This is a genomic window from Tepidiforma sp. (assembly GCF_034432735.1).
Classification (GTDB): domain Bacteria; phylum Chloroflexota; class Dehalococcoidia; order Tepidiformales; family Tepidiformaceae; genus Tepidiforma.
In genome coordinates this window covers 1-22,833 of the sequence record NZ_DAOUBJ010000072.1, presented here as the reverse complement: position 1 = coordinate 22,833, position 22,833 = coordinate 1, and the positions used below count along the sequence as shown (strand labels likewise).

At 65.6% G+C, this 22,833-nt stretch carries 19 protein-coding genes, 1 tRNA gene, 1 pseudogene and 1 riboswitch; of the genes and pseudogenes, 16 read left to right on the top strand and 5 right to left on the bottom strand.

Annotation, left to right across the window (positions count from 1 at the left end):
- From VAE53_RS07400 to VAE53_RS07385, 4 genes are all read left to right on the top strand, one after another.
- A complete protein-coding gene (locus VAE53_RS07400) occupies window positions 1–1,368 on the top strand; it encodes a hypothetical protein (RefSeq protein WP_322818727.1) in 1,368 nt (455 codons plus the stop codon).
- Window positions 1,369–1,439: 71 nt separating this feature from the next.
- Window positions 1,440–1,548: riboswitch (SAM riboswitch) on the top strand.
- Window positions 1,549–1,736: 188 nt separating this feature from the next.
- Window positions 1,737–2,981, top strand: a complete 1,245-nt coding sequence (gene thrC / locus VAE53_RS07395) for a threonine synthase (RefSeq protein WP_322818726.1) — start codon at window positions 1,737–1,739, stop codon at window positions 2,979–2,981.
- Window positions 2,981–3,223, top strand: coding sequence for an NIL domain-containing protein (locus VAE53_RS07390; RefSeq protein ID WP_322818725.1), 243 nt, complete (start codon window positions 2,981–2,983; stop codon window positions 3,221–3,223). Before thrC ends, VAE53_RS07390 begins: the two co-directional genes overlap by 1 nt.
- A 57-nt stretch (window positions 3,224–3,280) precedes the next feature.
- A complete protein-coding gene (locus tag VAE53_RS07385; protein WP_322818724.1) occupies window positions 3,281–3,562 on the top strand; it encodes a ubiquitin-like small modifier protein 1 in 282 nt (93 codons plus the stop codon).
- 9 nt (window positions 3,563–3,571) lie between these two features.
- Here the strand turns inward: VAE53_RS07385 and VAE53_RS07380 are convergent, their stop codons facing one another.
- Entirely contained in the window at window positions 3,572–6,022 is a 2,451-nt protein-coding gene (locus VAE53_RS07380) for an AMP-binding protein (RefSeq protein WP_322818723.1), read from the bottom strand.
- The gene (locus VAE53_RS07375; RefSeq protein WP_322818722.1) at window positions 6,019–6,789 is read right to left on the bottom strand and encodes an MBL fold metallo-hydrolase; all 771 of its coding nucleotides are present in this window, start codon (window positions 6,787–6,789) and stop codon (window positions 6,019–6,021) included. Before VAE53_RS07375 ends, VAE53_RS07380 begins: the two co-directional genes overlap by 4 nt.
- 311 nt (window positions 6,790–7,100) lie before the next feature.
- Here VAE53_RS07375 and VAE53_RS07370 point away from each other — a divergent pair, with 311 nt between their 5' ends.
- The 3 genes from VAE53_RS07370 to VAE53_RS07360 all read left to right on the top strand — a co-directional run bounded on the left by VAE53_RS07370 (window position 7,101) and on the right by VAE53_RS07360 (window position 11,093).
- A complete protein-coding gene (locus tag VAE53_RS07370; RefSeq protein ID WP_322818721.1) occupies window positions 7,101–8,258 on the top strand; it encodes an acyl-CoA dehydrogenase family protein in 1,158 nt (385 codons plus the stop codon).
- Between the two features lie 98 nt (window positions 8,259–8,356).
- Window positions 8,357–9,586 carry a glycosyltransferase family 2 protein gene (locus VAE53_RS07365; RefSeq protein ID WP_322818720.1) on the top strand — a complete coding sequence of 410 codons (1,230 nt, stop codon included), beginning with the start codon at window positions 8,357–8,359 and terminating at the stop codon, window positions 9,584–9,586.
- Window positions 9,561–11,093 (top strand): hypothetical protein, encoded by a 1,533-nt coding sequence (locus VAE53_RS07360; protein WP_322818719.1) that lies wholly within the window; start codon window positions 9,561–9,563, stop codon window positions 11,091–11,093. The genes VAE53_RS07365 and VAE53_RS07360 overlap by 26 nt, the downstream gene beginning before the upstream one ends.
- A gap of 11 nt (window positions 11,094–11,104) precedes the next feature.
- Here VAE53_RS07360 and VAE53_RS07355 read toward each other — a convergent pair whose 3' ends face one another.
- Both VAE53_RS07355 and VAE53_RS07350 read right to left on the bottom strand, forming a co-directional pair.
- Window positions 11,105–12,412 carry a polysaccharide biosynthesis C-terminal domain-containing protein gene (locus VAE53_RS07355; protein WP_322818718.1) on the bottom strand — a complete coding sequence of 436 codons (1,308 nt, stop codon included), beginning with the start codon at window positions 12,410–12,412 and terminating at the stop codon, window positions 11,105–11,107.
- A 25-nt stretch (window positions 12,413–12,437) separates the two neighbouring features.
- Window positions 12,438–13,532 carry a glycosyltransferase family 1 protein gene (locus VAE53_RS07350; protein ID WP_322818717.1) on the bottom strand — a complete coding sequence of 365 codons (1,095 nt, stop codon included), beginning with the start codon at window positions 13,530–13,532 and terminating at the stop codon, window positions 12,438–12,440.
- A gap of 92 nt (window positions 13,533–13,624) precedes the next feature.
- Here VAE53_RS07350 and VAE53_RS07345 point away from each other — a divergent pair.
- Window positions 13,625–13,698 (top strand) — tRNA-Gly (locus VAE53_RS07345).
- 157 nt (window positions 13,699–13,855) lie between these two features.
- Here the strand turns inward: VAE53_RS07345 and VAE53_RS07340 are convergent.
- Complete coding sequence (locus VAE53_RS07340) at window positions 13,856–14,440, bottom strand: isoprenylcysteine carboxylmethyltransferase family protein (RefSeq protein WP_322818716.1); 585 nt, start codon at window positions 14,438–14,440, stop codon at window positions 13,856–13,858.
- Between the two features lie 403 nt (window positions 14,441–14,843).
- Between VAE53_RS07340 and VAE53_RS07335 the strand changes: the two genes are divergently transcribed.
- The 8 genes and pseudogenes from VAE53_RS07335 to VAE53_RS07300 all read left to right on the top strand — a co-directional run.
- The gene (locus tag VAE53_RS07335) at window positions 14,844–15,029 is read left to right on the top strand and encodes a Flp family type IVb pilin (RefSeq protein ID WP_322818715.1); all 186 of its coding nucleotides are present in this window, start codon (window positions 14,844–14,846) and stop codon (window positions 15,027–15,029) included.
- Window positions 15,030–15,125: 96 nt separating this feature from the next.
- Entirely contained in the window at window positions 15,126–15,632 is a 507-nt protein-coding gene (locus VAE53_RS07330) for a TadE/TadG family type IV pilus assembly protein (protein WP_322818714.1), read from the top strand.
- A 34-nt stretch (window positions 15,633–15,666) separates the two neighbouring features.
- The gene (locus tag VAE53_RS07325; protein ID WP_322818713.1) at window positions 15,667–17,175 is read left to right on the top strand and encodes a vWA domain-containing protein; all 1,509 of its coding nucleotides are present in this window, start codon (window positions 15,667–15,669) and stop codon (window positions 17,173–17,175) included.
- Between the two features lie 131 nt (window positions 17,176–17,306).
- Window positions 17,307–18,206, top strand: coding sequence for a Flp pilus assembly protein CpaB (cpaB, locus tag VAE53_RS07320; protein ID WP_322818712.1), 900 nt, complete (start codon window positions 17,307–17,309; stop codon window positions 18,204–18,206).
- 83 nt (window positions 18,207–18,289) lie between these two features.
- Window positions 18,290–19,549, top strand: coding sequence for a P-loop NTPase (locus tag VAE53_RS07315; protein WP_322818711.1), 1,260 nt, complete (start codon window positions 18,290–18,292; stop codon window positions 19,547–19,549).
- Between the two features lie 446 nt (window positions 19,550–19,995).
- The gene (locus VAE53_RS07310; protein ID WP_322818710.1) at window positions 19,996–21,261 is read left to right on the top strand and encodes a CpaF family protein; all 1,266 of its coding nucleotides are present in this window, start codon (window positions 19,996–19,998) and stop codon (window positions 21,259–21,261) included.
- A gap of 5 nt (window positions 21,262–21,266) precedes the next feature.
- Window positions 21,267–22,217 (top strand): type II secretion system F family protein, encoded by a 951-nt coding sequence (locus tag VAE53_RS07305; RefSeq protein ID WP_322818709.1) that lies wholly within the window; start codon window positions 21,267–21,269, stop codon window positions 22,215–22,217.
- Window positions 22,218–22,221: 4 nt separating this feature from the next.
- Window positions 22,222–22,833: pseudogene (locus tag VAE53_RS07300) on the top strand (hypothetical protein); the annotation flags it as partial.

The following is a 22,833-nucleotide window of genomic DNA, read 5'->3' as shown; positions in this document are numbered from 1 at the left end:
GTGTCGAGGGGCCTTCGGCTCGGCCTGCTGGTTTGCTGCGGGCTGCTGGCCGCGGGGGCGGCTGGCTGCTCGGGCGGGGAGCCGGCGAGGCGAGCGCCGGGGGTTGCCTCGGTCGAAGTGGAGCGTGTGCGCGAGAACGGCCTCGCCACCACCCGCACGCGGCTGACGGTCGTGTTCGAGGGCCCGGTCGAGCTACGCGAACGCAGGGTCCCGCTGGCGTCGCATTTCGAGATTCGCCTTTTGCAGGCCGACGGCACGTCGACGCGTGTTTTGGTGAGGACGGCCGCGCGAAGCGAGAGCAGCCGCCGCGAGGTTCTGCTCGACGTGGATACGTTGGTTACGAACGGAAGCACGCTCCTGATTTCCCGTCGGTTGTTCGAGCCGCAGGCGACCGGGACGATCGATGTGCCTATCGAGGGTGCGCTCGAGCCGGCCATTGCCGTGCTCGCCTCGCGGCCGTTGGCTCCGGCCGACCCGGCGTTTTTCGACCCGCCTGAAACGGCAGCCCCTGACCCGTTCGCCGATGACCAGGCAACGATGCGCGAGCGACTCAGGGCGCATTTGAACACTCGCGGCGTCGACGGGAAGACGCTGAACGAGGCGCTGGAGATTTTCGATGCTATTCCTGAGGCGCAGGTTCCTTCGCCGAAGCTGCGGGCGGCGCTGGCCGCGCTAGTGGGTACGTTCGCGGAACCAGCGATCGGAGATCTCCTGACGAATCGGAATTGCACTGGGCTGCCGGCGCTCCGCATCGCCTTCGAGCGGCCGCCTGGTGAGGAGCGGCTCTTCGCCCGTGTCACCTACGCCGGCTCGGGCGCGCGTGTGGTATCCATCGACCCGACCTTGAGCGACGAACGATTCGAGCTCCTGATGCCGCTACTGGCCCACGAGGCAGTGCATTGTGACCAACTGGACAGCAAGGTCGAAGAGGTGGCGGCCACGGCGTTCGATACGCTGCTCTATCTTCGGTTGCTTGCAGCCGACCCTACGCTCGCGAAGCAGCGGACCCGGCTGGCGCGGGAGCTGCGCATCGATGCTCTTGCGATGGTCAACAGTGGGGGGACGTGGCCCGAGTCGGTCGGGGTATTGCGCTCGCCGGGCGTGTCGGCTGCGCTGCCGGGGACGAACGCCCGTTTTCCTTCGTTCGGGGAGCTCGCGGCGGCCGCCTACCCGTCGGTGGCGGCACTGCGCTCGCCGACGGAGCCGCTCGCGACGGCTTACGTGGCGCTCTTGGCGGCGGAGGTAGCGAGGGGCGCCGAGGACGCGTTCGACCTTCGTTATCTCGATGCGCTGCTCGGTGAGGCGTTTTCGCTCCGTGAGCTGTTCGCGGTGATCGAGGCGTTCGGGCTCGAGCCTGTCAGCGAGTAGGTGCGAAGGCGAGGATTCACGGAAATGAGTTTCTCGTGCTAGCATGGTGCGAGATACCGCGAACGTGGCCGCTCGTATCGAGATGGGGTCGAGGGACCGGCCCGATGAAACCCCGGCAACCTGCCAGGCGGTAAGGTGCCAAATCCGGCCTCCGGTTCGAGCCCGGGGGAAAGATGAGAGCGACTTCGCTCCGAAACACGGCCCACGCGGAACGAGGAGATGCCGAGATGGTTGAGTTCCTGGGCCGAATGCTCATGCGCTAGCCCCTCACCAGAAGGGGCCTCCCGTGACCGTTGTCGACGTTGCCTGCCGCGCCATGGATGGCGTGCGCGCGCGGCAGGCCCAGAATGCCGAAGGGAGACACGAGCATGAGCTTTGCGAGAAATCTTCGATGTCGGGAATGTCATCGAGAGTACGCGCTCGAAGCGCGCCATGTCTGTGACTTCTGCTTCGGGCCGGTGGAGGTGACGTACGATTACGACGCTATCCGCCGGGCCGTGAGTCGGGAGCGCATCGAGCGTGGGCCGGCTTCGCTCTGGCGTTACCGCGATTTTCTTCCCTGCGACGCTGAGTCGGCGATCGATATCGGTGCCGGCTTTACGCCGCTCATTCGGGCGAAGAACCTCGGGCGTGTCCTTGGATTGAACAATTTATACATCAAGAACGACACGGTGAACCCGACATGGTCGTTCAAGGACCGCGTGGTGGCGGTGGCGAGCAGCCGCGCCCGGGAGCTTGGGTACGACAAACTCGCTTGCGCGAGCACGGGCAACCTCGCCAATAGCGTCAGTGCGCACGCTGCGGCGGCTGGCATGGAGGCTGTCGTCTTCATCCCGCACGACCTCGAGCTTGGCAAGGTGCTCGGTTCGAGCATTTATGGGCCGACGCTGGTGAAGGTGCGCGGTAACTACGATGCGGTGAACCGCCTTTGCGCCGAACTCGCTGGGGCGTACAACTGGGCGTTCGTGAATGTGAACGTTCGGCCGTACTATTCGGAGGGCTCGAAGACGCTTGGCTTCGAAGTCGCGGAACAGCTGGGCTGGCGGGCGCCGGACCATTGCGTGGTTCCGATCGCGAGTGGTTCGCTTTTCGTGAAGATTCGGAAAGGTCTACACGAGCTCTGGAAGGCGGGGTTGATCGAAGAGCCGAAGACGCGAATGAGCGGAGCACAGGCGACTGGCTGCTCGCCGGTGGCGACTGCCTGGCAGGAGGGCTCGATGAACTTCCGACCGCAACGGCCGAATACGATCGCCAAGTCGCTGGCGATCGGGAATCCGGCCGATGGGTATTACAGCCTCGTCCAACTGAAGGAGACCGGTGGTGCGTGCGGTAGCGTGAGCGATGAGGAAATCGTCGCTGGGATGAAGTTGCTGGCGGAGACGGAGGGCATTTTTGCGGAAACGGCGGGCGGGGTGACGGTCGCTTCGCTCAAGCAGCTTGCGGAGCGTGGTCAGATCCATCCGGACGAGCTGACGGTTGCGTTCATCACCGGGGCGGGTTTCAAGACGGTCGAGGCGGTGGCGGAGGCGCTGAATCCACCGCTCGAAATCGATGCGACGATCGAGAGCTTCGAGGCGGCGTACAATGCCCGTGCTGCCGAGGGGGTTGCCTGATGGCTGTGAAGCGGGTTCGGTTCACATTTCCCGAGAATCTCATCCGCGAGCCGATCATTTATCGGCTGGGGCACGAGTTTCAGGTCATCACGAACGTCCGTATGGCGGATGTCGACGAGAAGACGGGGTGGGTGATTCTGGAGCTCGAGGGCGACTCCGACGAGATCGAGCGGAGCATCGCGTGGGCGCAGGAACGCGGCGTCCGCGTGGATCCAGTTACGGGAGACGTCGTCGAGGGCTGACCTGGTCATCGCTTGGGCGCACCACATTGGAAAATTCCGGAGAGGAAGGAACTAGCCGTGCCTATCAACGTCCGCATTCCACAGCCGCTCCGCCCGCTGACTGGCGGGCAGTCGACCGTGACAGCCGACGGGTCGACGCTCGAAGCGCTGATGACGAGCCTGGAGGCTGCCTACCCGGGGATCAGGGAGCGGCTGGTCGACGAGAGCGGCCAGATTCGACGCTTCGTCAACATTTATGTGAATGGCGACGATGTTCGGTTTCTGGAGGGCACGCAGACGGCGCTGAAGGACGGTGACGAGGTGAGCATCGTCCCTGCCGTTGCTGGGGGAGCGGTCTGAGGGGCTGCATCAGGCGTTGCGGACCGCTTCTTCGAGGCGGGTTGTGGCCTCTTGGTACGAGGTTCCGGGCGGGAATCGGATGGGCTCGCCGATGCTGACGCGGACGCGCGCGCGCGGGTGGGGGAGCCATTTGCCCTCGTAGAAGCCCGGGCGGAGGACGTCGATTCGCATTGGAAGGACGGGCACGCCGGTTTCGACGGCGAGCAGGCCGGTGCCGGATTTGAAGGGTTGCATGGGACCGACCACGGTTAGCTTGCCTTCGGGGAAGATGAGGACGTTCCAACCTTCGCCGAGCATCTTGGCGACGTACTCGAGGCTTTCGCGCACGCCCGAGCCCTCTTTGGCGAAGGGGAAGGCGTTGCCGAGCAGGCTGGCGAAGAAACCCCGTAGGCGGTTTCCGAATATGTCGCTGGCGGCTGCGGCGATGGCGATCCGGCGCCTGAAGTCCGGCGGCATGCTGCGCAGGAGCATTGCCTGGTCGAGGTGCATGTTGTGGTTGGAGATGACGAGGCAGGGTTGCTGGACGGAAGCGAAGCGCTCGCGCCCGCGGACTTCGACGCTGTAGCCCAATTTCAAGAGGGGGAAGACGAAGAACGAGAGCAGGGCATGGCGAAGCCACTGGACTGTCCGCCAGCGCGGCCAGGTCGGGAACCGGCGAATCCGGACCTTGCGTTCGCCTTTGGCTACCATGCGCCGGAGATCACCGATGGTAGTCTGCGGGCCGACGGCGGCATCGTCTACGTAGACGCCGAGATCATCTTCGATCGCGGAAAGGAGCTCGACCCGCGCGAGGGAGTCGAGTCCAAGGTCGGGACCGAGGTTCGTCGCGTCGTCGAGGGGGGCGTCGGTGCGGCCGAGCGAGCCGATGATTCGGAGGAGGGGGTCGTCGCTTTCGACCGTGCGGGCGACTGGCGGCGGCGCTTGTTCTCTGAGGTAGGCCTCCACGAGGGGCCGGCGAACCTTGAGCGTGTGGGTGCGGGGGAAATCGGGCTCTGGCCAGGCAGACCACGCGAGGATCTGCTGGCGCGCGTCGAGCTGCTGGTTGGCGTTTCGCACGGCGGTGGCGGCGGCACCCGGTTGGGATTCGGCGATGACCGCGTGGAGGCGGACGGTGCCTTCGGAGGGCACGCCAAGGACGACGGCATCGTTGACGCCGGGCTGGCGCCGCAATACGGCCTCGATGTCCTCGGGGTACACGTTCTGGCCATCGGCGAGGACGATGAGGTCTTTCTTGCGCCCTTTGAGGTAGAGGTAGCCATCCTGCAGCTGGCCGAGGTCGCCTGTTCGGTACCAGTCGCCATCGAAGGCGGCTGTGGTCGCCTCGGGAGCTTTCCAGTAGCCGGCGAACACGTTTTCGCCACGGGTAAGCACTTCACCGTCGTCGGCGATGCGAATCTGCTGTCCGGGCAGAGGGCGCCCGACGCTGCCGAGGCGCCGGTCGTCGCGGGGGTTGATGGTGACGATGGGGGAGCACTCGGTGGTGCCGTAGCCTTCGACGACGGCGATACCCATGGCCTCCCATTTGAGCTGTACCTCGGGGTCGAGGGGGGCGCCACCGCTCGCGACGAAGTCGAGTTGGCCTCCGAAGCGGGAGAGTACGGGGCGAAAGACGATTCGTCGGCCACGCTCGGGGAGCGGCTGGGCAATGCGCCTGAGGAATCGGAGGAGGCCGCTGCGATGGTGGACGGCGGCTTCGCGTTCGATGCTTGCCATGAGAAGGGCCAATACTTGGGGGACGGCGACGATAATGGTCGGTCGCCATTCCTGCATGGTGCGGCTGAGGGCTGCGGGCTGACGGCTCGACGGGTAGCACACGGCGGCTCCGGCGGCGAGCGGAGCGAAGCATCCGGCCGTCTGCTCGAACATGTGGCTGAGGGGCAGGAGCGAGAGCAACCGTGAGCCGGGGGTGATATCGATGACGGAAAGCCCCGACTCGATGTTGGCGGTGATGTTGCGGTGGGTGAGCATGACGCCTTTGGGGTCGCCGGTGGTGCCGGAGGTGAAGATCACTTCGGCGAGATCGTCACCGCTGATGGACGGGCCTTCGAATGTCCCGTCGGTAGGAGGCCGCGCGCTTTCGAGGATGATGGTCGGGATTTCGAGGCGGGCGAGCTGTTCGGCTTGGCTCCTTCCGGCGAACGCGAGAACGGGTTCGACGCGTGCGAGGATGCGTTCGACGAACTCTGGCGCACTCCGGACGTCGAGTGGGACAAGGACCGCGCCGGCGATGAAGGCTCCGAACATGGCAGCGACCCACTCGGGCTGATTGGGTGCCCAGGCGATGACGCGGTCGCCTTTTCGCGCGCCATGTTCGGCGAAGAGGCGAGCGTAGGCGTGTGCCCTGCGCTCGAGCTCAGCGTAGGTGTAGCGGGTGGTGCGGACACCGGTTCGCATGGTCACGGCGAGCCGGTCGGGGTGGCGTTGAGCCGAGCGCTCGAGGAGCTCGACGAGCGTGTTCATGCGGTGAGTTCGCGGATGAATTCGCGGACGCGGAGGTCGGCATCGCGGACGATGGGGCGGAAGTGGCTGAAGCAGAGGGTGGCGAAGTCGAGTTCGGCGATTTTGCGAATCGATGCGATGGCCTGGGGCATGTCCTGGGTGAAGAGGCGATGCGGCGGCATGAGGCGACCGAAGCGGTACTGCATGGCATCACCGACGATGATGACGCCGAGCTCGGGGAAGTGGAGAGCAACGGAACCCGGGGTATGGCCGGGGACGTGGACGATGCGCATTCCGCCGAGGACGGGGAGTTCGTCGCCATCGCGGAGGTGGACGTCGATGCGTGCCCTACCAGGGTCGACCCACTGGAGGTATGGCTCGCAGATGCGCGCGAGCACGGGGTGGGTGAAGGGGTTGGGAAGTGGCTCGTCGCTCTCGATGTGATGGGCCTCGGCGAGGTGGATGCCGGTACGCGCCGAGACCCAGCGTTGCAGCTCGGGCAGCCCGCCGACGTGGTCGAGGTGACTGTGGGTGATGATGATGTCGCTAATGTTGTCGGGGGAGCGGCCGAGTTCGCGGACTGCGCCGAGGATGCGCTCGCTGGAACCGGGTGCGCCGGTGTCGATGACCGTGATGTGGGTATCGACGGCGAGGTAAGTTCGGGAAGCGCGAGTCCGCACTTGGTAAAGGCCGGGGACGACTTCGACGAAAGGGCGTAGGGGCAGCGGGCGGAGCTCCTGCCACCGGTCTTGCCAGGCGGTTCGGCGAGCGAGTTGCGACGAGGGCATGCGCGGAGAGGGTAACAGAAAAAGGGGGCGGTGCGGTGGCCGGCCGGAGGGCAGATGGAAGCAGAGCAGATGGAGAAGGGACAGAACCGAAGCCGGCCACCGCACCCGGGTGGGACAATGTGAAGGCTATCACGAGCGAATGGGCTTCGGGAAGGCCCGAATCATCGAAGTTTTCGCGGGGAGGCATCGATGCGATTCGGGATAAGGCCGAATGCCATTCGCTTGCGGCGCCGGGAGGGTTCGCGCACAATCGTGGGGGTGGTTCCGTGCCCCCGGAGCCAAAGACAGCGACTAACGAGAGTAGGGAATCCATGGCCATCAATCTCGGCGACAACGAACGCGAAGCCGCGTGGCGGCGAGAGGTGCGAGAATTCATCGAGAAGGAGGCGCCGGCGGCGCTTCGCTCGGGTGGAGAGGGGGGCGAAGGCGGTCTCTTCGCACGCATGGGCGCAATCAAGGAGTGGCGCGACAAACTCGCGGCGAAGGGCTGGATTGCCCCGGCCTGGCCCAAGAAATATGGCGGCGCCGACATGACGGTGGTCGAACAGTTCATCATGAACGAAGAGTTCGCCGAGGCGGGTGTGCCGTCGAATGTGGGCGGGTTCGGGGTCATGATGATCGGGCCGACGCTCATCGAGCACGGCACGGAGGAACAGAAGGAAGAGCATCTGGGCAAGATCCTTCGCGGCGAAGTGATCTGGTGCCAGGGGTATAGCGAGCCGGGAGCGGGTTCCGACCTCGCCAGCCTACAGACGCGGGCTGTCCGGGATGGCGACGATTACGTCATCAATGGTCAGAAGATTTGGACGACGGGCGCCCAGTTCGCCGATTGGATGTACATGCTGGTCCGAACGGACCCGGATGCGCCGAAGCATCGGGGCATCACGTATCTCCTCGTCGACATGAAATCGCCGGGGATTACGGTCCGGCCGCTGACGACGCTCGCCGGTACGCAGACGTTCAACGAGGTGTTTTTCGAGGATGTTCGAGTCCCGGTGAAGAACCGCGTCGGGGAGGAGAACCGCGGCTGGTACGTGGGGACAACGACGCTGGACTTCGAACGGTCGTCGATTGGCTCGGCCGTCGGCATCCGCAAGCAGCTGGAGGGGCTGATGCGGCAGGCGAAGGAGGGCAAGGAGGCGAAGTTCCGCAGCGAATCGGTGCGCCGGGAGTTCGCCGATCGATGGATCGAGGCCGAGGTGGCGAAGATGCTGAGCTACCGGGTGGTTTCGATGCAAGCTGCGGGCAAGATCCCGAACCACGAGGCGAGTATGTGCAAGTTGTTCACGAGCGAACTGAGCCAGCGCATCGCGAACCTCTCGATGCATCTTTACGGGATGTACGGTAACGTCCGGAACCGGGCTTCGATGGGTTACATGCAGGCGGTTTCGGCGACGATCGCCGGTGGCACGACCGAAGTACAAAAGAACATCATCGCTACCCGCGGCCTTGGCCTCCCGCGCGGCTGACGGGAGCTGCCGAACGAGGGATACCGCGCCCCGGGGCAACCCGGGGCGTTGTGCGTGTTCGATTCGACGGGAATTTCGGGCACCGCATAATGGCCTGCATGGCGGCTGTCGGTGAAGCGCTCAAGTGGCTGTGGCGGGCTGGGGAGACCGCTGCTCTGGCGTTATCGGTTTATCAGTCGGGGGTGACGCTCGCGGGCTATCTACGCGGTCACCCGAAGGAACGATGGGACCCGGACGCCCGGTGGAGGCCTCGATTCGCGCTGGTGGCGTGCGCGAGGAACGAAGAGGCGGTCATCGGGCGGTTGGTTGGCGACTTGTTCGCGCAGGATTACCCGGCGGAGCTTCGGGATGTGTTTGTGGTCGCCCACAACTGCAGCGACGGAACGGCGGCTGCTGCCCGGCGGGCAGGGGCCCGCGTGATCGAAACGCAGTCGGAGGCGCCGGGTAAGGCGTGGGCGATCCGGGCAGCACTCGACGTGCTAGGCGACGCTTACGATTACGTCGGCGTGTTCGATGCGGATGCTCGCGTGGAGCCTGGGCTGCTCGCTGCGGTGGCGCGGCTAGGCCCGGGGTGTCCTTGTGTTCAGGCGGAGACCGTCCCGATCGGCGACCCCGAGTGGATAGCAGAAGGCTATGGATTCGGGCGGAAGGCTCGGAATCTGTTCTGGTGGCGGCCTCGAGAGGCGCTGGGGCTGGGGACGACGATCAGCGGTTGCGGATGGTTCATCTCACCTTCGCTGCTGCGGGAGGAGCTCGCAAACATCGAGACCCTTACCGAGGATCTCGAACTCACGGTGAGGTTGGCGCTGCGGGGGGTCCGGGTTACGTACGTGTCTGCCGCGCGGGTGGCGGTCGGTGAAGCCCGCGATCTGGGCGCGTCCGTCCGGCAGCGGTTGCGGTGGGTCCGCGGTCACCTGCTGGTCGTTTTCGCGCTGTGGCCAGCGCTAGCCCGGCGGGCCGTGGCGGGGGACTGGCAGGCCTTGGATCTCGCCGCGTACTTGGTGGCGCCGACGCGCATGCTCACGAGGTTGGGGGCAACGTTGGCCGCCATCCACTCGGTGTTGCGATTCGGGGGTGCGTTGCCGCCCTGGGCGACGTTACCGATTGCGGCCGCAGAGTGGGGCATCCCCGCCATCATTGCGTGGCGCGAGCGGCTCCTGCCGTTGGGCCGGCGGGGGTTCGGGCTGGCTTTTCGCCACAGTCTGCTGAGCATGCTCTGGTTCCCGATCGGGGCATGGGCGTTGCTGACGGCGCGTGTTCAGGCCTGGGCGCCGACCGAACGCATGGAGAAGGAGGTGCCCGATGGCGAACCGGCCGCGGGCGGTTGAATCGGCAGGTATCGAGCGGGAGGCGTGGATCTTCTGGGGGGCGGCGCTTCTGCTTGCGGCCACGCTGTTCTTCGGCATCGCTACCCGGGTGAGTCTGGCGAACGACATCGACGTGGTGGCGCGCGCGGGCATTTCCCGTGTGCTGCGCGGCGGCATCCGCGATCTCGTCGACACCTTTCTGCTCATTGTGGTGATGTTTTCGGCCTATGCTGCGGCGCTCTGGGCGCTTGCACGGGGGTTCCGTCGTGCTCTGGCGGCCGCCGTGGGGGCGACCATCCTGGGCTGCCTCGCGATGCTGCCGGCGATGCCGCTGACCTCACCCGATGCGGTCCATCTTGCTGCGGATGTGCGGACGTTCTGGCTCCACGGGAAGTGGCCTGCCGAATTCTCGGGGACGCCGGACAAGGTAGACGACCCGGTGGCGAACGAGGTGCGTGTCTATCGTTCGAATCCGAGCGGCTATGGACCGCTGGCGTACGTGATTGGCGGCGCTGCGCTGCCGTTCGTCGGCGATGGGTTTCGGGCGAATCTTCTCGGGCAAAAGGTGATTGCCGGGGTGTTCCTCATCGGAACTGCGGCAGCGGCTGGTCTGGTTGCGCGACGGCTGGGAGGAAATGGGGCGTTGGCTGCGGGGTTCGTCGGGTTGAATCCGATGATGCTCTGGCAGTATCCGGGCGATGGGCACAACGATTCGCTGATGGCATTTTTCGGGGTAGTCGCTCTCGGGCTTGCGGTCGGGAAGGGGTGGCAAATGCGGGTGGGCAGTATCACTGCCGGGGTAGCCTCGGTGTTGTGCAAGTACGCGCTGCTCCTGGTGGCGCCGCTCCTGGCCGCGTTCTGGTTTCCTCGCTGGCGGATGGTGGTGGCGATCGGTGCAGGGGCTGTCGGTTCCCTCCTGGTGCTGGCGTATGCGCTGGACGTTGCGGCGGTCAGAAATGGGACGCTGGGGCCGGCGACGGCGGTTGCGCCAACGACGCCGCTCGGGGTCGTGTCGGGAATTCTGGGCTTGGGCGAGCGGGCGCAAGATCGGCTGGTGTTCTTTGGCTATGTGGCTGGTATCGGGCTGCTGGCTGCGGTTGCAGCATGGCATCCGCTCGGGACGGGCCGGGACCTTGCTCGTGCAGTTGCGCTGGTGATGGGGGGCTTTCTGTTCGTTCTCTTCCCGGGCTATCTGCCGTGGTATCTCGTTTGGTTTTTGCCGTTCGCTGCTATCGGCGCGAGCCGCTGGCAGCTCTGGTGGGCGGGGAGTTGGAGCGCGACGGCGTTCCTTCCGCTTCTTGCGTTGAACTGGCAGATTTCGATCGGGCGGGCTTGGAATATCTCGCAGCCGGTTCGATGGTCGGTGGTGGTTGCGTGGCTGCTGACGCTGGTGGCGGTCTGGTTGGGGCCTCGGCTTTTCCCGGGTGAGCCAGGGCGGCGGTCTCGGGTCGTGGCGCGGGCGGGGCGGGTGAGGGGACGCGGCGCATCCCCGCCGGCGGGGCGGGCCGAGCGTCGCGGTAGGGCCTGAGGTGCGACCGCCTATGCTCCGCCTCGCCGAACGCGGAGGAGCAGGTCGCGGGCCAGCGCCGGGTAGCGCTCGAGGTCGGCGCGTCGAACCCGCCAGAGGTCGCGAGCGGAGACAGGCGCGAGCCACAGGAAAAGGGCGATGGCAGCTGCGCCGGAGGTAAGGTAGCTCGCGGTGGTTGCCCAGGCGGCGCCGACGTAACCGAACGTCGGGATCAGGAGTGCCCCGGCGGCCACGCTGATAGCGAGTGCGAGCAGACCAAGGACGAGGGCGATGCCGGGTCTGCCGAGCTGATTGGCGAAGTAGTTGTTGAGCAACGCCTGGGGGGCATAGAGGAGGGTCCCGATGCAGAGGATGCGCAGGGGCAAGGCGGCGGGCGCGTAATCGGGACCGAACAGGGCCACGACCGCCCAGGGTGCGATTGCGACGAGGACAGCGGCACCGCACGTGACCATGAGCAGGGTGTGGCGTACGCCCAGGGCCGTGATGCGAGCGGCTTCCGGACGCGACTCGGCGCCAACCCGGGCAAAGGAGGCCATGGCGATGGAGGATGAGAAGAGCCACAGGGCTTCCGCGCCGGCGATGGCTGACGCGTAAATGCCAGCACTTTCGCGACTGTCGAGCGTTACCACGAGGAGGAGGTCGATTCGGTAGTTGAGGAGACCGACAACGCCGGCGAGTCCGCTCACGAGCGTGAATCGGAGCAGGCCCCGGAGAAGCGCTGGGTCGGGGCGGTGGCGGAGGAGCCACGTCCACCAGCCTGGGCTGCCGAGTGCGAACGGGAGGAGGGAGAGGTACTGTGCGACGGCCCAGGCGCCGAGCGCGGCCAGGGCTGTCCGGTTGCCCGAACCGAGTAGCACGGCGGTGAGGAAGGCGAAGCCGATGACGACGGGCAGGTTGCCGATGAGGTTGTGTCTGGCGACTCGTCCTTCCCCGAGGACGATGCCGTTGAGGGTGTTGCGGATGATGTTGGGAGGGAGGAGGAGCCCGGCCATCAACCCGAGGCGGCCTGGTTCGCCCGGGAGTAGGAGCCATACGGCAAGGCCGCCGATAAGTGCGAGGGATGCCGCCGCTCCCGAGAGGAGGAGCGCGTTGCCGCCAACCTCGGCTGGCGCCCGGCGGCGATTGGCCACGAAATAGCCGGTGGCTGCACCGAGGCCGGTAATCCCGCCAACAGCTGAGGTGAAGACCACCGCAGACGCGTAGGCGCCCCGCTCCTCGACGGTGAGTGTCCGGGCGGTGAGGATGCCGATGGCTGCCCAGAGGAAGGTGGACCCAAAGCGGAAGGCGAGCGTCAGGAGACTGCCGGCGGCGATACCCACGGCGGCATCGTAGCGCGGTCGGCCGTTACGCCATCGACGTGTAGGCAGCGAGCAGGCGGCGGCCGGTAACTTCTGGAGCGAAGGCGGCCGCCCGTTTCCGGCCCTGGACGCGCATGGAATCGGCGAGGCTCGGTTCGGACAAGACGCGACCGAGCGCGGCGGCAAGCGCGCCGGGGAAATCGTTGGCCGCGAGGGGGACGAGCAGTCCGGCGTCCTCGACGATTTCGGGCAAGGCGCCGCCATCGCTGGTGACGACCGGGAGCCCCATGGCCATGGCTTCGAGCACGGGATACCCAAATCCTTCGGCGAGCGATGGCTGCGCGAGAACATCCGCGGCGGCGTAGAGTTCACGGAGTACGTGGTCTTCGACGGCCCCGAGTTCGATGAGTCGAGCTCGATGGGAAAGCGTTCGGGCGGAAGGGAAGCGGCGTGGCGCGAGGTATGGGCCCACCCGCACGAGCGTGGCGGAGGCGAGAGGCGGGCGCTCCATCGCGGCGAGAAGCGCTGGAAGGTTCTTGTAGCGTCCGGTGTGTCCCACCGAGAGTATGAGCGGCCGGTTGGGGAGCGCGATGCCGCGGCGAGCGAGTCGCGCTCTGGCTTCCGTTCGGTCGATGGGGACGAAGGCGGGGTCGAGCGGGCTGGGGACCGTGACGATCCGGCGAGGGTCGATGTTCGGGAAGTTCGCGAGTTCACGGGCGGTGAATTGGGATGGTGTCACGAGGAGGTGGGCGACGGGCAGGCTGCGGAGCGGCTTCCGGATGAGCAGGCGCTTCAGGGGTGCGGCCGGGCCACGGTAGTAGGCGGGAAGGGTTTGCGAGAGGAGGTCGTGGACGGTGACGGCCGTGGGTACGAGACCTGCGAACCGGCGAGCATGGTGGCCGAGGGCCTGATCTACGATGTGCACGAGGTCGACGTTGCCGGTGAGGGCTTCGCGAACCTGCGGGGATCGATGCCATTGGCGGGCGATGCCGGCGAGCAGCGAGGGGGGATTCCACCAGGGAGCCTGCACGCGTTGGACGGAGGCGCCGGCGGCCCGGAGCGCGGTATCGATGCCCTGGGCGTACCTGGCGATGCTTCGCCAGCGGGCGCCGGGGAAGGGCTCGATGATGAGGACTCGCACGGCCGAACAATGATAACGGGAGTGCGCGATTCGGGAACGAACGGTGATGCTCTGGTAGGATGATGACGCGTGGGCGGCGCACCGGCAGGAGTGCGGGCGTGGCGTAGTGGTAGCGCGCGACCCTTCCAAGGTTGAGGTGCGGGTTCGATTCCCGCCGCCCGCTCCAGGAATCTGGCCCGGCTGATTTTAGGGGCGAACTGGCCGCACAGGCGCCATCGACTCGGGCGTGGCGGCAGAGACGGTTCCGAGGGGGTACATCTCGCGGTGCCTCGACACGGGCGTTGGCGGGCCGCGAACATTGGCGTGGTTACGGCGAGGCGCGGTCAGTACAGGCCGGGGAGGAGGCGCCAGCGGACGCGTCGAGCGTATGAGTCGTACTCGCTGGTAGCGCGCAGGACGCGCTCTTCGGCCTGGATGCGCAGGACCTGGAAGACGAGGACGGTGGCGAACACGAAGGCGTTCCACCACCAAAGGTTGGCGAGCAAGAACCCGGCGAGGGTGATGTTGTGGCCGAGATAGATGGGGTGGCGGACAAGGCGGTAAGGTCCGGCGGTTTTGAGCCCCCGATTGGCGGCGACGACGCCAAAGCTCCGGCCGAGGGTCGCGAAGCTGACGATGACCCAGGTAAGGCCGACGACTTGGAGGCCGATGCCGTACGCCTCGAGGATGCCGTCGCTCGGGGCGGGGCGGGAGGCGAGGGCGAACCACCCGCCGACCGTTGCGATGCACCAATCGTAGAAGCGCGTGGAGGTGTAGATGGGCCGACGACGGGTGAGGAAGATGCCGACGAGCAGCGCTTGTTCGACGGCGAAGAAGGCGCTGGCCGCCGAGTGGCCTTCGAGGGCGGAGCGGCCGTGGGCGTAGAAGAAGAGGGCGCTGACGACGACAAGTGCGGCGTCTTGGGCCATCGAGAGGCGCCGGCGCCAGGGTGACGGTGGTGGCGGAGGCGTGGCGTCTCCAGTTGTGGGCATCCGTGGTCCTCGGTGATTCGAGATGTGGGGGGCCGTCACTAGGAAAGGTCGGCAGGGGGCAGCCAAGCGTGCAGGGCGTAGATGGCGACGGTGGGTGAGAGAAGATGGGGTTGCACGTGGGTGACTGGCCTTTTGGGCGGTTTGGGGGCCGCCGAAGTTGCGAGTAGCTCCACCGATGGTGGCGCCCCGCCGGGAAGCGACCGAGGCGACGGCCAAACCCGCAAGGGGTTCGCGAAGGTTCGCAGAACGGCTCCGGGCCGGACGGCCCGTAGTTCGGACGCTGACATCGAGGGGGACACACCCGGGGCAGGGACCCCACAAGGAAGGTAGGAGTACCGACATGTCGAAGCTTCGCAACTGGGCCGTCAGCAAGGTCGTCGCCTGGCAGGCGCGCGACGAGGAAGGCCAGGGTCTCGCCGAATACGGCCTGATCCTCGCCCTCATCGCGATTGTCTGCATCGGCGCCCTCACGCTCCTTGGCGGCAACATTGCCAACGCGCTGAACAACGTCGCTGGCAGCATCTAGGCGCTGGGCCGGGTGAACCGGCATGGCACACCGCAGCGAAGGGGTGGGGCACGCCAGTTCCCCACCCCTTCGGGCATCGAGGAGGAGTCCGCAACGATGAACGTGGCGGGAATGGAAGCCCCTGGTGGGGCGATGGGTGAGCCGGGGGAGCCCCGGCGTTCGGCGTTGCGGCGGTTGCTGCGGCGCTTCCGGGAGACGGAGACCGGGCAGTCGCTCGTGGAGTTCACGATGATTCTGCCGCTCTTCGTGTTGCTGTTCATGAGCATGGTGGAGTTCGGGCGGGCGTTTCACACCTGGCTTTTGATCACGAATGCGGCACGTGAAGGTGCGCGAGTGGCAGCGGTGCAGTCGGATCTGACGACCGTGCAGAACCGGGTGTACGACAGCTTCTGCGCCAACTATCCGAGCCAGTGCAACATCGATCCATCGAGAGTAACGATCACCACGACGAATGTTCAGGGTTCTCGCGGTTCGATGGTTGAAGTCGATGTGACGTACGACTTCGAATGGGTTACGCCGATTGGCGACATGGTGAACTTGGTTTCGGGCGGCAATCTCGCGAATTTGACGATTCGATCGCATGCATCGATGCGCCTGGAGTAGCGCCCGGGAGGTATCGACGAGGAAGGGGGCGAGCATGAACGGTTCGCTGATCAAGGTCGTGGCGCGGGGGGAGCGCGGGCAAGCGCTGCCCCTTTTTGCGCTTTTTCTACTCATCTTTCTCGGGTTCGTGGCGATGAGCATCGATGTTGGCCGCTACGTGTGGGCGCGTACGCAGATGCAGGCGGCTGTCGATGCGGCGGCGCTCGCCGCGGCCCAGAGCATGCCGAGTCAAACCGACGCGGCTGCGAAGGCGACCGAGTATTGGATGGACAACAGCGGCTTCATTCGGAGCCAGGGGACCAACGTTCAGTTCGCGGTGACGTACCCCGAAGGGAACAAGGCGGTGCGGGTGGAGGCGCGAGCGGACATTCCGACCTGGTTCGCCCGGCTCTTCGGGGTGGACCACTGGCAGGTTTCGGCATCCGGCGATGCGGAGTCTCAGGTGCTGGACATTGTCGTGGTGTTCGACATTTCCGGGTCCATGTGCTTCGACAGCTTCAGGCAGACGGAAACCTCTGGGGCGTACATGATGAGTCCTGGCCGACTGACGCCGGCGGGCGGCTTCAATTTCCCGCGGCTGGCGGCCAACATCAATGCAACGCAGACAACGATCCAGCTGAACGACGTTCGGATCTTCACGAGCACGAATGCTTCGACGAATCGAAGCAATTTCGGGACGACGTTCAATTCGACGACGCCGTACTGGCAGCGATCTGCCTCTGGGCTGCGGGCGGGCATGATCATGATCGATAACGAGCTGATGCGCATCACCGGGGTGAACGTCTCGACGAACACGCTGACGGTTCAGCGCGGCCAGCGGAACGATGCGACCGGAGTCATGACGACGGCGACCTCGCATGCGGCCAATGCGGAGGTATGGGCGAACCGGACGGGCTACAGCTCGACAAGTGATTACTGCCAGCTCGCGAGCTACTACACGCCGACGACAACGCAGAACGGACCCGCCCAGCCGTTCGATGCGGCGATCGATGCGGCGAAGTACTTCACGACGCTGTTCGATCCGACTTACGACAAGATCGGCGCCGTTCGGTATTCGACGACTGCGGCTATCAGCCAGAATCTGACCTCGAATTTTTCGGCGGTCCGGGGAAGCTTCGATGCGATTCTCTGGCCGGCGGGGGCCACGAACATCCCTCATGGGCTGGCTGTTGGCCGGCAAGTGCTGGACGGGCCCGGGAAGCGGGCAAACGCCGTACGGGTGCTGGTGCTCGTTACGGACGGCATCGCGAATACGTACTGCGGGAGTGCAACCTACAGCGCCGCGAACTACAACAGCACCTCGTGTTCGACGGGGAGCGGGGTTTCGACGGCGGAGAATCACGCCCGCCAGGAGGCGCAGCGGGCGGCCAACGGCGACATCATTATCTTCACGATTGGACTGGGTGACGACCTGAACCGCCAGTTCTTGCGGGACATCGCGGCCATTGGCGGCGGGCAGTTCTACGAGGCACCAACGACTGCGCAGCTCGACGAGGCATTCGAAGCGGTCGCCGAGCAGACGCACATTGCGCTCGTGCGGTAGGGCGCAGGGCTTGGCGCGCTGTGGGCGTCCCCGCCTTCCTTGGGCGGGGACGTCGCTTTCTCGAGCGTTTCGAGGGGCGGCCTGTAGGGGAAGCGTTAGACCGCCGATATTGCAAAGGGAGGAGTTCTCACGTGAACAGATCGATTGCGGCAGCTACCAGTGGTTCGAATCGGAACAAGGGCGTGCTTCTGCTCGCCTGCGCGTTCGGTCTCCTGAGCGCATTGCTCGTCTTTGCCTTCCTGAACAGCCGGGGGGACAGCAAAAACGTCGATGGCCAGATTTTTGCCGGCGAGGGGGCGGAGACGGTCGTGGTGCTCACGCGGGACGTGGCGGTGGGGGAGAAGATTACGTCGGACATGCTGGCGACCCGGACCATTCCGGCGACGGCCCTCCTGCCGGGGCGGGTGAAGGACAGCGAGCTTTCGACGCTGGTGGGGAAGGTGGCCACGGCGCCGATGTTCGCGGGGGAGCAGGTGATCGATGCGAAGGTGACGACCTACGTGGGGCAGGACACACTGGCATACAAGGTTCCGCAGGGGATGCGGGCGATTTCGCTGCAGGTTCCCCACGAGGCGTGGATCGCGGCCGGGCTCCCTCAGCCAGGCGACCGCGTGGACATTCTGGGCATCACGACGCTGAGCAAGGTGGACCCGCTGACGGGGGAGGAGAAGCCGAACGTTGTCGCTGGGTACATCGCGCAGGACGTCGAGGTGCTGGCGGTGGCGCAGACGGTGGTGAAGACCGTCCCGAAGGTCGATGGCGCGAGTGGCTCGGGCGGGGGCGCCGGGACGGGCTCGCCGGCGAGTTCGGCGACGAGCTCGGGCGCGGTGAAGCAGGATGCTGCCACATACGAGAAGGCGATTTCGATCACGCTTGCGCTGCCGCCGGACCTGGCGGCGAAGGTCGCGCTGATCGACGCGATGCGTGACGACGTGGGCCAGTATCGGATTCTGCCACGGCAGAAGGGCGACGCCGATCCGATTACAGGGAAGCAGGTGTGGACGTACGACGACCTCTTCCCAGTGCGGTGATGGCCTTGGCCTGAGGCGCACAGCGCGCGGGGGCACGCTGCCCGCGGCCCCCGCGATTCGAAAACGACGACGAAGGCTCCCTGGTGGCCGCCGGGGTGCAGACGGTGGAGGAACTGACGACGATGGCACGAGTACCGCAGCTTCTCGTGATTGACCCGGACAGGGAGAGCTCGGCCGAGCTGGCGAAGACGCTCCAGATGCTCGGCTTTGGGATCCTGGGTACGGCCGGCTACGGGGTGGAGGCCTTCGCGCTCTGCTTCCAGATGCGACCTGACTTGGTGCTGATGCGGATCGACGAGCCGCTCGTGCGGCCGATCCAGACGCTTTCACGCATTAATGACGGCCTGCCGGACCTGCCGGTGATCGTGTTCTCGACGGAGGCGAATATCCGGCTGATGCGGCAGTCGATGGTGGGCGGGGCCTCGGACTACCTGGTGGAGCCGCTGAACGCGGAGGAGCTCGAGGCTTCGATCATGAATGTCCTCGAGAAGAAGGAGCGGGCGGCGATGCGTCGGCGGGGTGAGCTTGCGGACCCGGTGGCGCAAGGGACGGTGATCACGGTCTTTGGGGCGAAGGGCGGGATCGGCAAGACGACGATTGCCTCGAATCTCGCGGTGGCGCTGGCGACGGAAGCGCACCAGACGGTGGCGCTCGTGGACATGGACACGCGCTTTGGCGATGTGGCCATCACGATGGATATCCCGGTGGAGCGCTCGATTGCGGACCTGGCGCGCAATCTCGACAACGTGGACCGGAATACGTTGCGGGAGTACCTCGTCGAGCACGATTCGGGGGTGCGGATTTTGCCGGCGCCGACGCGACCGAGCGACTGGCGAAATTTGAGTTCGGCGCACATCAGGGACGTGGTGGACATTCTTTCGCAGACGCACGACTTCGTGATTCTGGATACCCCGGGGACGTTCAACGAGATTGTGGCGGCGGCGATCGAAGTCGGCACGATGATTCTGCTGATCACGACGCTGGACATGGCGAGCATCAAGGACACGGTGCTGGCGCTCGAGATGCTGTACGAGCGCTTCGGGCACGATGACGAGCGGATCAAGGTGGTGTTGAACCGTGCCGGGGTGGACACGGGTGTCCGCGAGAAGGATGTGGAGCGGACGCTGGATACGGACCTATGGTGGAAGATTCCGCAGGACACGGAGGTCGTGAAGGCGGCTCAGCTGGGCCGGCCGATCGTGCTGAGCCGGCCGAACAGTCGTGTGGCGACGGAGATTCGAGAGATTGCCAGGGCGTTGGCTGGGATTCGGGCGCGGTCGAGGGCGCGCAAGAGCGGGGGCTTGGGCGGGCTGCTCGGCGGACTGTTCCGGAAGAGCGCGTAGCGAGTTGACCTTTCATGGAGGATGGGGCCATGCCGGATGACTTTCGCGATCGAAGAGCAGCGGGAGACGAGGAGCGCCCGGCATTTGGCTGGGGCGCGCGTCGCCGAATTCTGCCCGGGGGGCCATCGGATGGGCCGAGGGCGCAGCCGCCGCGCGGGAGTGACGACACGACTCCGCCACCGGGCAACCCCGAGGCGCTGAAGCTGCGCCCATCGGGCCAGTTTGGCGCGGCGAGGGGTAGTGGGAGGCCATGGGGGCAGGTGGAGCCAGCCACTCCCCCGACGCCGCCGGGCATTCCCGGGCAGGGGCGTTCGGGTGGCCTGCTTCGCTCCGGTGGCAGCCAGCAGTCGGGGCCGCCGGCTGAACCCCCGGGCGGGCCGCCGCTGCGGCCGGTACGGCCTGTTCAGGTGGATGCGCCAGGGGGGCGGGCGCAAGGGGTCAACGCGGTGGCCGAGGCGACGAAGATTCGCCTGCACGAACTGCTCATCGAGGAACTCGAACATGGTGCGCTCGAGGGGTTGGCGCCGGAGCAGCAGCGCGAGGCGGTGATCAAGGCCGCGCGCGAGTTGCTCGTGCAGGAAGGGCTCCAACTGGGTGGGATGTCGCGCGATGAGCTGCTAGAGGCGGTGGCGGACGAGGCGCTGGGGCTTGGGCCGCTGGAGCCGCTTCTGCGCGACCCCTCGATTTCGGAAGTGATGGTCAACGACGTCGACAAGGTGTACTTCGAGCGGGAGGGCCGGATTTTCCGGAGTCCGGTACGGTTCCGCGACAAGCAACACGTGATGCGGATCATCGAGCGGATCGTGGCTCCCCTGGGCCGGCGGATCGACGAGTCGAGCCCGATGGTGGACGCCCGTTTGCCGGACGGCTCGCGCGTGAACATAACGATTCCGCCCGCCTCGCCGAAGGCGCCGACGATCACGATCCGGAAGTTCCGCGCGGACAAGATGCGGATGGCGGACCTCATCGCGGTGGGGGCGCTGAGCGAGCAGACGGCCGAGTTCCTGGCGATGTGCGTGCGGGCGCATCTGAACATCATCGTCTCGGGTGGTACGGGCACCGGGAAGACGACGCTCCTGAATGCGCTGTCGGCATTCATTCCGAATACGGAGCGGATCATCACGATCGAAGACCCGGCGGAGCTCCGGCTTCAACAGGATCATGTGATTACGTTGGAGGCACGGCCGGCGAGCATCGAGGGGAAGAATCAAATCAAACAGCGCGACCTTGTGAGGAACTGCCTCCGCATGCGTCCCGACCGAATCATCGTTGGCGAGGTGCGCGGTGAGGAGGCGTTCGACATGTTGCAGGCGATGAACACGGGCCACGACGGTTCGATTTCGACGATTCACGCGAACAATCCGCGCGAGGCGCTATCCCGTCTGGAGAACATGGTGTTGATGGCTGGGATGGACCTTCCGTCGCGGGCGATACGGGAGCAGATCGCCTCGGCGATTCACATTTTCGTCCAGCTGAGCCGCCTGCAGGACGGCTCGCGCAAGGTGACGCACGTGACAGAGGTGAGCGGTATGGAGGGGGAGACGATCACGCTCCAGGACATTTTCCTGTTCAAGCTGGACCGGGTGGACGAGGACGGGAAAGTGCATGGTTCGATGCGGCCGACGGGTATTCGGCCGGGGTTCGCGCACAAATTTGCCATCGCGGGTATCGAGCTGCCGAGCAATCTGTTCGGCGGCGGGGAAGGCTGGTAAGAGCGATGCTGATTCTTGCCGCGATTTCGACTGGGGTATTCGGGACGCTGTTTTTGCTGTGGCTTTTCGGCTACGGCGGGAGCAGCGTGGAGGCGTCGGCGAGGCTGAAGCGGCTGCGCGAGACGGAGGCCCAATTGCCGCAGGAAACCCGCGCGCGGCTTCGGCGCCGAGCGTCGGTCAACTTCGGTGGGATTACGCTGATCTCGGGAAATTTGGCGGCCAACTGGTCGCGCGATTTGGAGCGTGCGGGGCTGACGCTGAATGCGAAGGAGCTCTTCACGCTCCGCGTGGTGGTTTCGGTGCTGTTCGCGTTCGTGGGCGTGGTTCTGCTGCCGCTCCCGATTCTGGGAATGATGTTGGCGCCTTTGGGTTGGGTGCTCGTCGGTTTTTGGCTGAAGCGGCGGATTGCGAGCCGGCTGCACAAGATGGAAGGCCAGCTGGTGGAGCTGCTGCAGATGCTTTCGAGTGGGCTGAGGGCTGGTTTTGGCCTACTCCAGGCGATGGAGGCCTCGGCTGAGCAGATTCCTGCGCCGCTTTCCGTGGAGATTCGGCGGACGCTGCGCGACGTGGCGATGGGGGCGAGTGTGGAGCAGGCGCTTGCGGCGCTGAACGAGCGGGTCGGGAGCCCCGACTTCGACATTGTCATCACGGCGATTCTCATTCAGCGGAGCGTGGGCGGAAATCTGGCAGAGATTCTGGACAATGTGGCCCACACGATGCGGGAGCGTGAGCGCATCAAGGGTGAGATTCGCACGTTGACGTCGCAGCAGCGGATGACGGGGTACGTCATTGGCGGCATCCCGATTGGTCTTTTGATCATCTTTTACATGATCAGTCCGGATTTCACGGGGCTTCTGTTCACCGATCCGCTCGGGCGTCTGATGCTGATGGGCGCGTTCGTGAGCGAGGTTATCGGTTATCTGATCATCCAGCGAATCGTGAACATCGAGGTGTAGTGCGATGGAGCTCCTGATCGCCTTCAGTACGTTTCTGTTCATCACGCTGATGACCTACGGGTTAATGTACCGCTCGGCGGGGAACTCGGCGATGGATGTCCGCCTCAGCGGGCTGCGCTACAGTCGGCCGGCAAAGGAGGCGTTACCGGATCCTGAGGCGGCGTTCAGTCAACGGGTGATCAAACCGCTTTTGCGGAGCATCAACCGACAGATCAACTCGATCCTTCCATCGTCAATCGAGGAGCGGGTGGAGCTGGCGCTCGTGCAGGCCGGACTGCGGTTAAAGCCGGGCCAGTTCATCGCGATGGTTGCGGTGTTCGCGGGGCTGCTTCCTCTCCTCGGGCTTGTGTATTCGCTCGGGGCGGGGCTGGATGCGCAGCGGACGTTGCTCGTGTTCACGGTGCTGACGGGGCTGGGTCTCTACGCGCCGCGCATTTTTCTGCTCGGGCGCATCCGGCGACGGCAAAAGGAGATTTGGAAGTCGCTTCCGGATGCGTTCGATTTAATCACGGCGTCTGTGGAGGCGGGACTCGGTATCGATGCGGCATTTACGCGGGTGATCGAGAAGGTGAAGGGGCCGTTCGCGGAGGAGCTGACGCGAACGATGCGCGAGGTG